The 13,457-nt window shown below is 58.3% G+C and carries 12 protein-coding genes; 1 reads left to right on the top strand and 11 read right to left on the bottom strand.

Annotated elements, in window-relative coordinates; all coding sequences use genetic code 11:
* Positions 1 to 10: 10 nt before the first annotated feature.
* The gene (locus KUW67_RS10455; RefSeq protein ID WP_224825249.1) at positions 11 to 1,321 is read right to left on the bottom strand and encodes an ATPase; all 1,311 of its coding nucleotides are present in this window, start codon (positions 1,319 to 1,321) and stop codon (positions 11 to 13) included.
* Between the two features lie 156 nt (positions 1,322 to 1,477).
* Here KUW67_RS10455 and KUW67_RS10450 point away from each other — a divergent pair, with 156 nt between their 5' ends.
* Positions 1,478 to 3,118 carry a hypothetical protein gene (locus KUW67_RS10450; protein WP_224825248.1) on the top strand — a complete coding sequence of 547 codons (1,641 nt, stop codon included), beginning with the start codon at positions 1,478 to 1,480 and terminating at the stop codon, positions 3,116 to 3,118.
* 151 nt (positions 3,119 to 3,269) lie between these two features.
* Here KUW67_RS10450 and KUW67_RS10445 read toward each other — a convergent pair whose 3' ends face one another.
* The 10 genes from KUW67_RS10445 to cpaB all read right to left on the bottom strand — a co-directional run bounded on the left by KUW67_RS10445 (position 3,270) and on the right by cpaB (position 13,262).
* Positions 3,270 to 3,812 carry a prepilin peptidase gene (locus KUW67_RS10445; RefSeq protein ID WP_224825247.1) on the bottom strand — a complete coding sequence of 181 codons (543 nt, stop codon included), beginning with the start codon at positions 3,810 to 3,812 and terminating at the stop codon, positions 3,270 to 3,272.
* Between the two features lie 3 nt (positions 3,813 to 3,815).
* Positions 3,816 to 4,673, bottom strand: a complete 858-nt coding sequence (locus KUW67_RS10440; protein ID WP_224825246.1) for a lipopolysaccharide assembly protein LapB — start codon at positions 4,671 to 4,673, stop codon at positions 3,816 to 3,818.
* 33 nt (positions 4,674 to 4,706) lie between these two features.
* Entirely contained in the window at positions 4,707 to 5,264 is a 558-nt protein-coding gene (locus tag KUW67_RS10435) for a tetratricopeptide repeat protein (RefSeq protein WP_224825245.1), read from the bottom strand.
* A gap of 4 nt (positions 5,265 to 5,268) precedes the next feature.
* Positions 5,269 to 6,243, bottom strand: a complete 975-nt coding sequence (locus KUW67_RS10430) for a type II secretion system F family protein (protein ID WP_224825244.1) — start codon at positions 6,241 to 6,243, stop codon at positions 5,269 to 5,271.
* Positions 6,244 to 6,252: 9 nt separating this feature from the next.
* Positions 6,253 to 7,221, bottom strand: coding sequence for a type II secretion system F family protein (locus KUW67_RS10425; protein WP_224825243.1), 969 nt, complete (start codon positions 7,219 to 7,221; stop codon positions 6,253 to 6,255).
* 6 nt (positions 7,222 to 7,227) lie between these two features.
* Complete coding sequence (locus KUW67_RS10420) at positions 7,228 to 8,655, bottom strand: CpaF family protein (RefSeq protein WP_224825242.1); 1,428 nt, start codon at positions 8,653 to 8,655, stop codon at positions 7,228 to 7,230.
* 23 nt (positions 8,656 to 8,678) lie between these two features.
* Positions 8,679 to 9,914 carry an AAA family ATPase gene (locus KUW67_RS10415; RefSeq protein WP_224825241.1) on the bottom strand — a complete coding sequence of 412 codons (1,236 nt, stop codon included), beginning with the start codon at positions 9,912 to 9,914 and terminating at the stop codon, positions 8,679 to 8,681.
* Positions 9,915 to 10,123: 209 nt separating this feature from the next.
* Positions 10,124 to 10,783 (bottom strand): OmpA family protein, encoded by a 660-nt coding sequence (locus tag KUW67_RS10410; RefSeq protein ID WP_224825240.1) that lies wholly within the window; start codon positions 10,781 to 10,783, stop codon positions 10,124 to 10,126.
* A gap of 16 nt (positions 10,784 to 10,799) precedes the next feature.
* A complete protein-coding gene (locus KUW67_RS10405) occupies positions 10,800 to 12,212 on the bottom strand; it encodes a type II and III secretion system protein family protein (protein WP_224825239.1) in 1,413 nt (470 codons plus the stop codon).
* A gap of 207 nt (positions 12,213 to 12,419) precedes the next feature.
* Complete coding sequence (cpaB, locus tag KUW67_RS10400; protein ID WP_224825238.1) at positions 12,420 to 13,262, bottom strand: Flp pilus assembly protein CpaB; 843 nt, start codon at positions 13,260 to 13,262, stop codon at positions 12,420 to 12,422.
* Between the last annotated feature and the right edge of the window lie 195 nt (positions 13,263 to 13,457).

The following is a 13,457-nucleotide window of genomic DNA, read 5'->3' as shown; positions in this document are numbered from 1 at the left end:
GAGGGTTATCTTAATGGACGATCTCTTCCTGCTTGACGAACATGTTGGCCCAAGCGCGGTCGATCAGCTCGGGCGTCATCTGGTAGGGTATCCCCTCAAACTCGCAGATGGCAATCATTTGGTCGATCAGGAAGACGGGTTGGTAGTTGGCATAGACATTGTCGATGGTCGGATATTTGACCTTCAGCAGATGGATCAGCGCGGCCTCGTCCAGCGGCATTTTCTTTTTGCGGGCGACGAGCGAGAAGATTTTCAGGAAGTCTTTCTGCTCGGGTCCGTCGATCTTGATCTTGAAGAAAATCCGGCGCAGGGCCGCTTTGTCGAAGATCTCGTTCGGGTGGAAGTTGGTGGAGAAAATCACCAGCGTGTCGAAAGGCACTTCGAATTTCTCACCTGATTGCAGGGCCAGGATATCCTTTGATTCCTCAAGCGGAACGATCCAGCGGTTGACCAGCGCCTGGGGCGGTTCTTCCTGACGGCCAAGGTCGTCCACGATGAAGATGCCGCCGGTGGATTTCAGTTGCAGCGGCGCCTGATAGGTCCGCGCGGTGGGGTTGTAGACCAGATCGAGCATCGAGAGCGACAGCTCACCCCCCGTCACGACCGTGGGCCGTTCGCAGCGGACATAGCGCGTGTCATAACGGTTGCCAGTACGGCGCAGGCAGTTGGGATCGTCGGATTGTTCCTCGGCAGCGGAATGCACGATGGGATCGTAAACGGTGATCACCTGACCGGAATACTCAATGGCGCGCGGGACATAGATCTTGTCGCCAAGCGCATCGCGGATGCCGTTCGAGATAGAGGATTTACCGTTGCCCGGAGGGCCATACATCAGGATCGAGCGACCGGCGGAGACCGCAGGCCCGAGGTGATCCAGAAGCTCATTCGGTAGCACCAGATGCCCCATCGCATTGGTCAGCTGGTCGCGCGTGATCTGGATGTTGCGGATCGACTGGCGCTTGACCTGCTCGCGGTAGACATCCAGCGGGACGGGCATCGCGCCGTAATATTCGGACTGCGACAGCGCATCGAGTGCGCGCGATTTGCCTGCGTCGGTCAACTGATACCCCATTTCACCGCCGGAGTTGGCGTGCAGCGTACCCGTTGCCTCAAGCAGTTTTTGTTCACGGGCGAGATCGACGAGTTCCTGTGTCACCGGGACGGGCAAACAGATCGCCTTTGACAGCTCGGTCACCAGATCAAGGTTCATGCGGAACATCGTTTTCAACAGAATGTCGCGCATCATCACCTGACCCAGCTTCATCTGGTCGAGGGTCTTGGGGGCCGGGGGCGACATCACGCCGGTGGTCTGCATATTCATGGGCTCAAAAACCTGCTGCTGCTCATTTTATGCAGGCGTAATCGGCCTTTATGGCGATATTAGGGACGTGTTGCCAAAACATGGACAAAATGCCGGATTATTGCGGGATCAAACGCGAAAAAAGCGACAATTGAAAAGACTTGAGGAACGGGTGGCATGGTGCAGGCAAATCCATTGAGGCTGGTGGGCCTTTTGATCGCAACACTGGTGGTGTTTGGCGGGCTGGGCCTGATACCGGGGGCGTTTCACGTGGGCCAGCACGAAGGCGACACGTTCCACTTCGTGCAGATCGTGATGCGGATGGCCTCGGGCGAGGTGCCGCATATCGACTTCATGACGCCGATTGGCGCGCTGGCGTTCGCGCCGGTGGCGTGGCTGGTGAGCATGGGGCTGGGCGTGGGCATGGCGTTTTTGGTCAGCCAGATACTGGTGGCGAGTGTGCTGTTGCCGGTGATCTGGTGGGTGGCCTATTCGCGGCTGTCGCCGGTGCTGGCCTATGTTTTCGGGTTTTTCGCGATGATCCTGATCTTGGCGCTGATCCATGGCGGCACGGACAATGTGGCGTCGCTGTCGATGCATTATAACAGGTGGTCTTGGACGGTGGCGTTCTGCGCGATCCTGCTGGCAGTTTTGCCAAGCCGGGGCGCGTCGCGACTGACATTGGATGGCGTGCTCATCGGCGCGCTGATGTTCACGCTGGTGCTGACCAAGATGACCTATTTCGCAGCGTTCCTGCCTGCAATCATCGTGGCGCTGATCAAGACCGGACGGGCGAAGGCTTTGGGGCTGGCACTGGTCACGGGGCTGGTGCTGACGGGGACGTTCACGGCTGTTTATGGCGTGCAATACTGGCTGATGTATCTGGTTGATTTGTTGACCGTGATGGGCTCGGACCTGCGGGCGGCTCCGGGCGATACATTCACCGATATCCTGAGCGCGCCAGCCTACGTTGCGGGAACCGTCACAGCTCTGGCGGGCGTGGTTTTGCTACGCCAGGCGGGGCGCGAAACCGAAGGGCTGGTGCTGCTTCTGCTGGCCCCTGCGTTCTTCTATGTAACCTATCAGAATTTTGAGAATGACCCGCAATGGCTTGGATTCCTTGGGATTTTGCTGATCGCGATGCGACCCGAGGCTGGCAAGGTGAACGGCTGGGGCTGGGACTTGCGCCAAGCGGTGACGATCACGGCAGGGGCCGCGTTCGCGCTGAGTGCCGCGTCTTATGTGAACATGACCACAAGCGTGTTTCGCCATGCCAATCTGGACGCGGAGGACTTTGTGCCGCTGATCGCAGGCACTTCCGAGCATACGGACTTGCTAGCCTTCAAAGAGCGCGTTTACCGGATGGATATGAGCCAGCCGATGGACGGCGAAGGGTCGGTTTATGCGCGCTTCCGGGAACAGGCGAACCGTGGTGAGCCGGTGGTGTTTCGCGGCGAAACGCTGCCGGAATGCGAGATCAATATCGGGATGTCGGCATGGATGGATGCGCTGACCGACGATCTGGAAGGGGCCGGTCTGGCCGATGGCAAACGTATTTTCATGGTTGATCTGTTCTCCAGCATCTGGCTGTTCTCGGACCAGCTTCTGCCGCTCAAACGGGGCGCGCCGTGGTATTACGGGGGGCTGCCGGGGATCGAGAGCGCGGATTATGTGCTGGTGCCGCAATGCCCCGTTCTGAGTGCTGCGCAGCGACCTATTGTGGAGGCGCTGAATGAGCGGACCGAGATTGGTCTGACGGAAATCAGGCGCAACGAGATGTATATCCTCTATGCGGTGGAGATGGGCGAGGAGAGCTAAGGTTTCGCGCGCGAAACCCTGTTTTCAGAGCGGCTGCATTGATCTTGCTGGATAAATTTCTGCAAGACTTAACATAATATTTTAATGCGCCCTAGCGCACTGTATTTAAACGAAATATTGAAGCTTTTCGAGCGATGTGAGCGGTTGGGACCTAACCGAAGAGCGCCTGTATCCACTCTTGTCGGGCGAGCCACGGGATCCAGTTGGCCTGCGTCGCGCCAAGGAGCAGATAGATGCCAAGCGCACCGCCCAAGGCAAAGCCCATCGGGTAATCCTGACCTGTGCTCCAGCTTTTCCACTCGGGGGCCAGTTTCTTCAAAGCGCTGTATTTCGCGGCGCGATGCGTGACCCATGTGCCCAGCAATGTGGCGGTGAAGATGATGAGCACGAACATCCCGTCCTCTGGCGCAATAAGGGGCGCTGCGGCGGCGCAGAACTTCGCGTCACCGGCCCCGAAGGCGCGGGCCATGTTCAGCACAAAGCCGATGGCCAGCACGATCACGCCGTTCAGCAAGCGCCACGGGTATTCGGGTAGGGGCACTGCGACCAGGCCGATCACCACAAAGACGGCCAGCAAGGTCACGACCGCGCGGTTTGGGATTTTCATCGTGCGCAGGTCGCTCCACGCGACGTAGAGGCAGATTGGCAAGACGAAGGGCAAGAACCACAATGCCGCGTAAGTCGTTATGGCCATTGCTTAATTCGAGACGTTGGCTTCCAGCGCGTCAAGGCTGCGGACGGCGGCCTCGAAATGCTGGGGATGCGTTTCGATGGCGTCTTTCAACAAGCCCTTGCCGGTCACGATGTCGTTTTGCTTGATCGCGGAAAGGCCCAGCGTGTGCAGAAGTTGCGCGCGTTCGACCTGGCTCATCGGGATGAGGGGCAGGTCATATTTGCGCTGCGCGCCGCGGGCCAGAACGAGGTTGTTCTTGGCGGTGAACAGCTTTTGATCCTGCCGCAGGGCATCGCCGAACAGACGCTCTGCCCCGGCAAAATCACCGCGGGTCAGTTTGGAATAGCCCCAGTTGTTCAGCACACCGGCGGGCTGCGTCGTCAGGCCAACGGCGGTCTGGTAAAAGCTGTCGGCCTTGTCCCAATCCTTGTTGCTGTCGGCGATCATCGCCTCAAGACGGTAGCGTTTGAAGGTCTCAAAGGTGGGCGGCACCTGATTGAGCTGCGCCTCGGCCTTGTCCCACTCGTTCGAGCGGATCAGGGCATCGGCCATCTCGACACGGTCGGCGGCCTCGGAGTTGGGATCGTCAATGACGCGCTGCCAGGCGGAGACGGCTTCAACCGGGCGTTTGGCGCGCACAAGGCTGACGGCAAGACCGCGTTTGAACTCAAGCCTGTCCGGGTCCTGACCAAGGGAGCGCTGGAAATAGGCCACAGCCTCGTTCGGATCAGCTGCGGTGAGCATGACTTGATTGAGGTTTGTGCTGTCGATGACATTGACGTCCTTGATCGCGCGATCGACCTCGGCGTCAGAGGATTTCTGGCACGCGGCCAGACCAACGGTGCCGATCAGGCACACGGAAAGAAGAATAGAGTGGCGCATTTTGCCTGCGTCCTTTTACTGCTCTTGCCTCATTCAGGGCGTTTGCAGGATCAGGAAATCGCTGCTGCCCCGTCGCACCAATTGATATGGCGTCTGTATCTCATCTTCATACTCGGAATTTTCGGTTTTTGCGATAGCCAAGCGAAGATTGTCGCGAATTTGGTCAGAATTGCCACTATCGAGCGCATAGGCATGGCGAAACACCTGCCGTGCTTCGATGGTTTCGCCTTTTTCCATCAAAACGACGCCCAGATTGTTCCAGGCGGGGACGAAATCAGGCTCTTCGCGGGTGGCACGACGTAACAGTTCTTCGGATTGGTTCAGACGGCCCAGTTTCAGGTTGGCCGAACCAAGGGCTGAGAGGACATCAGGAGAGAAACCCTGATCGCCGATCGCGCGGGAATAGGCCTTCAGCGCCAGCTCGTATTCGCCCGCCGACATCAGGCGGTGCCCGACAATGAGTCCATCAACGGCTTCACCCCCAGCAAGACCGGGGGCGAAAGGATTGTCAGGATCGGGGGTTTTTGCTGCCGGATCGCAGGCGACCAGTGTCGCCACGGCCAGTGCGATCCCCACCCATTTGTGCATCATGCCATTAGAAATTCGCGTTGCTCATCATTTCGTAGATCCCGTAAACCGAAGGTCCGATCAGGATGATCAGCAACGGCGGAACCGTAAGCATCATAGTGGCAAGTGTCATCTTTGTGGGCAAGGTATTTGCTTTTTCTTCGGCCCGCATCACGCGCTTGTCACGCATTTCCCCGGCATAGACCCGCAGCGCTTCGGCGATTGACGTACCAAATGCGTTGGATTGCTTGAGTACGGTCACGAAAGAGGTCACGTCCTGCACGCCGGCGCGTTCGGACATGTCTTCCAGCACCGAGTTCTTGTCCTTACCGGCTTTCATTTCCTGTGCGACGATATCAAATTCGTCTGCCAGTGCGGGGTAGCCTGCACGAATTTCGGCGGCCACGCGGACGATGGATTGATCCAGCGATTGACCGGCTTCCACGCAGACGAGCATCATGTCGAGGCTGTCGGGAAAGCCGTTCACGATCTCTTCCTGCCGTGTTTGCAGGCGGCGCTGCACCCAGTATTTGGGCAGCATATAGCCCGCGCAGGCCGGAAGCAGGGTGGCCAGGATCAGCGATTGGGTCGTCGGCTCCCCGGTGGCGGAGCTGATGAAGGCATAGATCAGACCCAGCACCAGTAGGCTGATGCCCAGGGCGAATTGCGCGAAGTAATAGGTGCGCACAGCGTTTTTGGTGCGGTAGCCCGCTTGCATCAGTTTCAGGCGGACGGCGGAAAATTCTTCCTCGTCCTGAGGCTCAAGAAAGTTCGAGTATTTCTCGAGCTTGTCATTGCCGCCATTGCGCAGCTTTTCGCGGTCTTTCTTGCCAGTGGTGATCCCGGTCGCGTTCTCTTTGATCTTGTCGAGCGGGTCCGGCTTGCGGTTCATCAGGCTCGGCACGGTCAGCAGGATCATGAAAAGACCCAGAATACCGACCAGCAAGAGCGGGCCGAAAGGACCGAACATATCGGTCAGCATGGTGTTGAATTGCTCAAGCATATCGGTTCCTCACACCTTGATATTCACAAGGCTGCGCATGACGAAGATGTTGGTGATCAGGAAACCAGCAACGACCAGACAGGCAGGGATGAAGACGGCGGTTTCTTTGACCTCGTCGTAGTAATTGGGCTGCAAAAGGTTGATCCCGATCATCGCGACGATGGGGAAACCCGACAGGAACATGCCGGACCATTTCGCCTCGGCGGTGATGGCTTTCACGCGGCGAAAGAGTTTGAAGCGCGAGCGGATCACGAGGCTGAGGCCGTGCAAAATCTCGGCAAGGTTACCACCTGATTGCTGCTGGATGGTCACGGCGACCGCGAGGAAGCGCAAATCCTGCATATCAAGGCGTTCGGCCATGGCTTTGAGCGCATCGCCCACGTCGCGACCATACGCGGCCTCGTCTGCGATCATGCCCATTTCGGTGCCGAGCGGGTCAGCCACTTCGGTCGCCACGATGTTGATGGCACTTGAAAACGGGTGCCCCACGCGCAGGGAGCGGACCATCAGGTCCACGCCATCGGGCAGTTGCTCTTCAAACAAAGCCATACGCTTTTTGGCGCGATTGTTCACCCAGACATAGACGCCGCCCACACCCATCACGAAGGACAAGCCGATGCGGATGGGCAGGCCGGTGCCGGTGCCCATGGTCAGCCCCACAAATGCGACAGCGCCCAGAAGGCCCATGATGAGGATCAGCTGAATGGGCGAGAAGGCGATATTGGCCTTTTGCGCTTTCTCGGCCAGGACCGAATACAGCGGGATGGACCGCGAATTCATGTGTTGGCCCATCTCCTTGCGGAGCTGTTCCATCACCTTTTCGCGGCCTGCGCCCTTTTCAAGAAGGGCAAGGCGGCGGTTGACGTTGCGGTTCAGGCTGATCGACTTGCCGAAAGCCACCAGATAGAGGCCTTCGACAATTGCGAGAACTGCGAAGAAGATCAGGCCGTAGACGATGATTTCCGGATTGATGGTCATGTGACGTTACTCCGCCGCAAAGGGTTCAAAGATTGAGGCGGGCAGATCATAGCCCCACATGCGGAACCGCTCGGAATAGTGCGAGCGCACGCCGGTGGCCGTGAAGTGACCGATGATCTTGTTTTCGGGCGTCAGGCCCACGCGCTGGAAGCGGAAGATTTCCTGCATGGAGATCACGTCGCCTTCCATCCCGGTAATCTCGGTGATGGACGTCATCCGGCGCGAGCCGTCCTGCAGACGCGAGGCCTGCACGATGAGGTTCACAGCCGAAGATATCTGGCTGCGCACCGCTTTCAGGGGCATCTCGATACCGGCCATCGCGATCATGTTCTCCAGACGGCTGACGCCATCCCGTGCAGAGTTCGCGTGGATCGTGGTCATCGACCCGTCGTGGCCCGTGTTCATGGCCTGGAGCATGTCGATCACTTCCTCGCCCCGCGTCTCACCCACGATGATGCGGTCAGGACGCATACGCAGCGCGTTCTTCAGACAGTCGCGCTGAGACACAGCACCTTTGCCTTCGACGTTGGCGGGGCGGCTTTCCATCCGGCCCACATGGGTTTGTTGCAGTTGAAGTTCGGCCGTATCCTCGATCGTGAGGATGCGTTCGGCGTCGTCGATGAACGAAGACAGCGCGTTGAGTGTGGTCGTCTTACCAGAACCCGTACCACCGGAGACGATGATATTCAGGCGCGTGGCCACGGCGGCTTGCAGGTAGGCAGCCATCTCTTCGGTGAAGGCACCGAAGTTGACCAGATCGTCAATCGCCAGCTTTTCTTTCTTGAATTTACGAATGGAGACAAGGCTGCCATCCACCGCAATCGGCGGCACCATGGCGTTGAAACGCGAGCCATCGGCCAAACGGGCGTCCACATAGGGGTTGGATTCATCAACGCGGCGACCCACGGCGGACACGATCTTGTCGATGATCCGCAACAGGTGCTTTTCATCCTTGAAGGTCACATCCGTGAGCTCAAGATTACCGTCGCGTTCCACGAAAATCTGCTGGGGGCCGTTCACGAGGATATCGTTCACGGTATCGTCTTTCAAAAGCGGCTCAAAGGGCCCGAGGCCTACCACTTCGTCGAACAAATCCTGGCTGAGTGACTGGCGTTCTTCGCGGTTCAGAACGATGCCCTGCTCGGCCAGCACTTCGGTCATGATCGCGCCGATTTCGTTGCGCAGATCAGCCTCGGACGCGCTTTCCAGCGCGGAGAGGTTCAGACTGTCGAGAAGTTCTTTGTGGAGCGCCAGCTTGATCTCGGACAGCTTCTCCTTGCGCTTTTTTTCCTTCTCACCAAGGCCCGTATCCGCCTTCACCGGGGCCGCTTTGCGCAGCGACTTGGTCGGCGCGGCGGCGGCTTTGGGGGCAGGCACGGCCTTCAGGTCGGGCTTGCTGCCGCCGGTTGAGGGTTTTTTGTAACGTGAAAACATAAATAACGGTCCTTGAAAGTGCCTCAGGCGGCGGCTTCAGCCGCAACATTCAGCGCGTGGATTGAGCTTGCGAGCTTCGCAATCTCTTTACGCAGCGGATTTTTGGCGGCGGTCTCTGCCAGGGGAACGCCGTGATCGGAGCCTTGCGTGACCTGCTTGCCACCATCGGGCAGCAGCACTTCGATGGCCACGTTCAGGCTTTCGGCCAGACGTTTGACGCGGGAGCGCCCGCTGAGGTCGGTGATCTTGGGGGCGCGGTTCATCACGAAACGCAGTTTCTCGAACGGCAGGTCTTCGGCCTTGAGGGCTTTGACCATGCGTAGCGCGTTCTGAGCGCAGCGCATGTCCAGCTCCAGCGGGCTGAAATAGACATGCGCATGCTGCAGGACAATCTCGGTCCAGCTCACCAGCGTGGATGGCATGTCGATCACGACATAGTCGAAATTGGTCTTGGCCACGTTGATCAGACGCTCGACATCCTCCGGCCCGATCAGATCGAGGGGGAGCATATCCTGCGGTGCGGTCAGAACGTGCAGCTTTTCATTATAGGTCAGCAGCGCGTTCATAAAGCTCTCGCTGTCCATGGATTCCGTGTCCGAAATCAGCTCGTAGATCGCTTCGCGGCGGGGCAGATCAAGGAAGGTCGAGGCGGTGCCAAATTGCAGATCGAAATCCAGCAGGCACACGCGCACGGGTTTTTCGGACGGCGTGTTCGCAAGCTCCCATGCAAGGTTCACAGCCATGGTCGTAGCCCCGGTGCCGCCCGCAAGACCGTGGACAGGAAGGACAACGCCGTCCTTGTCGCCGGTGGCTTTGATCTTGGTCTGCATATCAGCGGGAACAGGCTCTTCCTCGGGCGTTTGCAAACGCTCGATGGCTTCGTTCAACTCGTTCTCGGGAAGCGGGTAGGGGACAAATTCGTCTGCGCCCTGACGCAGCAACTGGTGCAGCGCGATGGAGCTGACATCCTCGGCGATCAGAATGACCTTGATGTCGCGCGCTTTCGCGGCGTTCAAGACTTCGGTGATCAGAGGCAGGTCCGTCTCGTCATCGGCGTCAATGGCGACGGCCACAAACTCCAGCGCGTCCGCATCGGGCTGGTTAAAAAACGCGATGGCGTCGGTGAAACCAAGATCACCCCAGCTTTCGCCCATGGCGGCTTCCATGTCTTCGATCAGAAGATCAAAGTTCTGCACATCTCGTGAGATCGTGCAGGCCAGGATCGGTGCTGCCTCCGGCTGTAATAATGCGCTACTCATTGCCTCTCGTCCTTTTGTCATGCCGACATGGACGGGGCTTATTCTTATGCTGCGCGACTGCTCGTAGTATGCGCGCGGCATGTACCCCGTTCGGTCGACCCCACATCAACAATCGACGCGGAAAACTCCCATTGGAGATTTTTTGACGGGGAAAGAGGGCAAGATTGCGGCCAAAAGGTAATCAAACTGGGGTATTTACCCCTGATTGGTTAATTGCCCGTGGCCACCTCGGCACCGGCGATGCCTTCCAGTTCGCTGCGGATCTGCGCACCATTTGTGACGTAATCGCGGAAGATCACCTCGGCATATTTGCCGTTCAGCACGGATGGATGCGAGCTGACAAAGCCCGAAACTTCGGTGACGGTGCGGCGGTTTTGCCGTTCGCGCCCCTCAGAGACAATCAAGGGTTGGGTTTCACCAAACGAGACCAGCGCTTCGAGCCGCGACCGGCTGATGCCTTGGCTGGACAGGTAGTGGACAACCGCGTTGGCGCGTTGCTTGCCCAGACGTTTGTTGTAACTGTTGGAGCCGACGGCATCGGTGTGCCCGTAGACCCGGAAGCGGACTTCGGGGAATTGACGGATCCAGTTCGCCTGTTGGCGCAAAGCAGCCTGAGCTGCGGCATCCAAGCGTGCGGAATTAAAGGCAAAATTTACGGTCGAAGGTGTCTCGGCCGCGAAGCGGCGGGACAGGTCGATCACGAAGTTCTTCTGACCGGTCTGCACCAACACATTGTTCATTGTCGGGTTGCCGAAATTTCCTTCATCCAGAAGCGATCCCGCTTCTCGCCCAAAGGTCGAGAAACTGGCGTCACTGCTTGCGCAAGCGGTCAAAGCCAGAAGGCTTGCGGCGGAAATCAGAATTTTCATATGCCCCAACATCAAATCAATCCATTACGTAGCCATAAGACCCGCTAAAGTCTTGTTTGGCAACTTCTCCGGCGGCACCGCGCTTGGGGGTGGAGGCCGTCTTGCCAAAGAGGAAAAGTTCACGCTCGGTCGGGATGGCCACGCGGTCGGTGGGCAGCGCAAGGGCTTCGCCACGGGTCGGTGTCACCAGATGCGGCGTCACGATTATCACCAATTCTGACTGGGAACGCTCGTATTCCGCGCTGCGGAAGAGCGCTCCGAGGATCGGGACATCGCCCAACCACGGCACCTGACCGTTCAGGTCGCGGAAATCGTCCTGCAGCAGGCCTGCGATGGCAAAGCTTTCGCCATCGCGCATTTCAACGGTGGTTTTGGCTTCGCGGCGACGGAAAGCGTCGATCGACAGGCCGCCGGCGACGACACCGTTGCCGGGGTCGATTGAGGAAACAGCCGCTTCGAGCGTAAGGTTGATCAAATCGCCATCGACCACACGCGGGATGAAGTTGAGCTCAACACCGAACGGTTTGAATTCGACGGTGATCACGCCCTCTTCCTGCGAAACGGGGATCGGGTATTCGCCACCGGCAAGGAACTTGGCTTCCTGACCGGACAAGGCGGTCAGGTTCGGCTCTGCCAGAGTGCGAACAACGCCTTTGCTTTCAAGGGCTTGCAGGAGATATGAAAATTCAACGCCAGCGACGTCGAAGCGCACGCCAAGCGCACCCTCAGCGCCGTCGTTGATCTGCCCGCCTGCAACAACACTTCCGTCAAGCCCGTTTCTTAGGGCGGAGTTCGTCCCACCCACAGCAAAGCCGGTGCCGTTCACATTCGTGTTGAAACCAAGCGATGACCCCAAGGCCTTTGAAACATTGCGCTGCATCTCAGCAAAGCGCACCTTCAGCATCACCTGCTGAACACCGCCCACGGTCATGAGGTTCGACACGCGCTCAGGCGCATACCGGTTGGCCAGATCAAGCGCGCGATCAAGGCGCGCGATGCTGGAGACCGTGCCGGACAGCACGATGCCGTCATTGGCGGTGCGCACTTCGATATTCTCACCTGGAAGGATCTGGCGCAGCCGTTCCTTGAACTCCGAGATATCCGGAGCGACGCGCACTTCTACATTGGTGATCAAGCGACCATCGGCGCCTAAGAGCGTCAGCGACGTGCGACCAGGGGCCTTGCCGAGCACGTAGATCGTGCGATCCGACAAGGTCGAGATGTCTGCGATGCCGGGGTTGGCGATGCTGAGTTCCGCGAAAGGAACGTCGCTTTCGACGACCACTGCCCGGTTCATCGGCACGCTCAATTCGGTCGAGGGCGCACCGCGCAGCACGCGCAATGTCTCGGCCGACGCGCTCAATGGGATGCTTGTCGTTGTAAGGGCGAAACCGATGAGGGCCGCCTTAATAAATTTATTTAATGTCATTGTGACCTGCCTCTCCGATCACGCCCGATTTACGGATCTTTTTGTCCGCATTTTTCAAAACCCTGCCTTAGTTTTCTTTTTTTTGCAAGAATCAATGGTTTGGGGCGCGAAGTTTATGTGGATAACTCGCAACAGATACGAAAACTGGTATGTAAACGAGGCGGGCGACACCCGATATGGGGGTCGCCCGCATGTCTTTGATTTGGCTTAGTTTGTGCAGGGGATCGGAATTTCGACCACTTCTGCGCCGCGCCGTGTCTTGATCGTGCAGCTCCGTTCGGCCTCAACCTCGACCGCGGCTTCACGCTCGATCCCGAGCAGAAGGCGTTGGTCGATTTCGACCTGCTGGGCGACGGTATCATCTGAAGCACCCACCAGAGCGAGGGTCAAAGACCCGGTTGCCTGGGCTTGAGCGAGGGCGGCCACTTGTGTCGGCGTGACCTCAACCGTGACCGTGCGAGCGATAGTCGCGCGATCAAGGTTGTTGTCGGACGTTTGGTCGACCGCGATCAGATGGACGCGCGATTGGATCAGTTTGGTGATCTCGCCTTCGGTCTCGTCGCCATCCAGCGTGCGGCCTGACCAGTAGACGTCCACATGGTCACCCGGTCGCAGGAAACCCGACACACCGCTGGTCACATCCACACGGATCGCAAAAGCACGCATACCTTTCTTGAGGCGCGAGGTCAGGCCCGCATCTTCGCCGGGCTCGGTGACCTTTGCTGCTAGAAGCGGCTCGTATTTCTGGATCGGACGCAACGCGGTGCGCAGCACGCCGTCGCCTGCCGAGAACCATTCTTCTTCGCCGAAGAATGCCCCTTCCGGGATGAACTTTTCGGGCCAGCGGGCGAAGATGATGTCATCTTCCATGATCTTGTCGCCATAGTTCAGATCACGATTTGCAATGAAGATCGGCTTCATCGGCACGTTTTCTGCCCGCGCGGCCTCTTCGGCGAGGCGGTAGGCGGAGACGTAGTTCTGCGCCATGTAGACGGCAAAGCCTGCCAAGCCTACGCCGACGATCAGCACCAGTCCAAAAACCAGTCGCATTGTGTTTCCTTTCATCGCTCGAACGCTTGCGCGTCTCAATTCATTTGGAGCCAGAGCTATCGGCTAATTGCGGCAAATCCGTGATCAAAGCGTGGTCCGCGCAAGGAATTTGCACGTTTCAGCAACACTGCGTCCGCTTAGAGAAGCATAAGTGACACGGCCGCGAAGCCTGCGCTTGCCATACCTGCGAGCAAG

The organism is Cognatishimia sp. MH4019 (assembly GCF_020177595.1).
Taxonomy (GTDB): Bacteria; Pseudomonadota; Alphaproteobacteria; order Rhodobacterales; family Rhodobacteraceae; genus JAHTBL01.
This window is presented reverse-complemented; position numbering and strand designations above follow the sequence as displayed.

Bases quoted from the DNA above. Each gene is read 5' to 3' on its own strand.
- KUW67_RS10455 (WP_224825249.1), bottom strand. From the start codon at position 1,321: ATGAATATGCAGACCACCGGCGTGATGTCGCCCCCGGCCCCCAAGACC.
- KUW67_RS10450 (WP_224825248.1), top strand. From the start codon at position 1,478: ATGGTGCAGGCAAATCCATTGAGGCTGGTGGGCCTTTTGATCGCAACA.
- KUW67_RS10445 (WP_224825247.1), bottom strand. From the start codon at position 3,812: ATGGCCATAACGACTTACGCGGCATTGTGGTTCTTGCCCTTCGTCTTG.
- KUW67_RS10440 (WP_224825246.1), bottom strand. From the start codon at position 4,673: ATGCGCCACTCTATTCTTCTTTCCGTGTGCCTGATCGGCACCGTTGGT.
- KUW67_RS10435 (WP_224825245.1), bottom strand. From the start codon at position 5,264: ATGATGCACAAATGGGTGGGGATCGCACTGGCCGTGGCGACACTGGTC.
- KUW67_RS10430 (WP_224825244.1), bottom strand. From the start codon at position 6,243: ATGCTTGAGCAATTCAACACCATGCTGACCGATATGTTCGGTCCTTTC.
- KUW67_RS10425 (WP_224825243.1), bottom strand. From the start codon at position 7,221: ATGACCATCAATCCGGAAATCATCGTCTACGGCCTGATCTTCTTCGCA.
- KUW67_RS10420 (WP_224825242.1), bottom strand. From the start codon at position 8,655: ATGTTTTCACGTTACAAAAAACCCTCAACCGGCGGCAGCAAGCCCGAC.
- KUW67_RS10415 (WP_224825241.1), bottom strand. From the start codon at position 9,914: ATGAGTAGCGCATTATTACAGCCGGAGGCAGCACCGATCCTGGCCTGC.
- KUW67_RS10410 (WP_224825240.1), bottom strand. From the start codon at position 10,783: ATGAAAATTCTGATTTCCGCCGCAAGCCTTCTGGCTTTGACCGCTTGC.
- KUW67_RS10405 (WP_224825239.1), bottom strand. From the start codon at position 12,212: ATGACATTAAATAAATTTATTAAGGCGGCCCTCATCGGTTTCGCCCTT.
- cpaB (WP_224825238.1), bottom strand. From the start codon at position 13,262: ATGCGACTGGTTTTTGGACTGGTGCTGATCGTCGGCGTAGGCTTGGCA.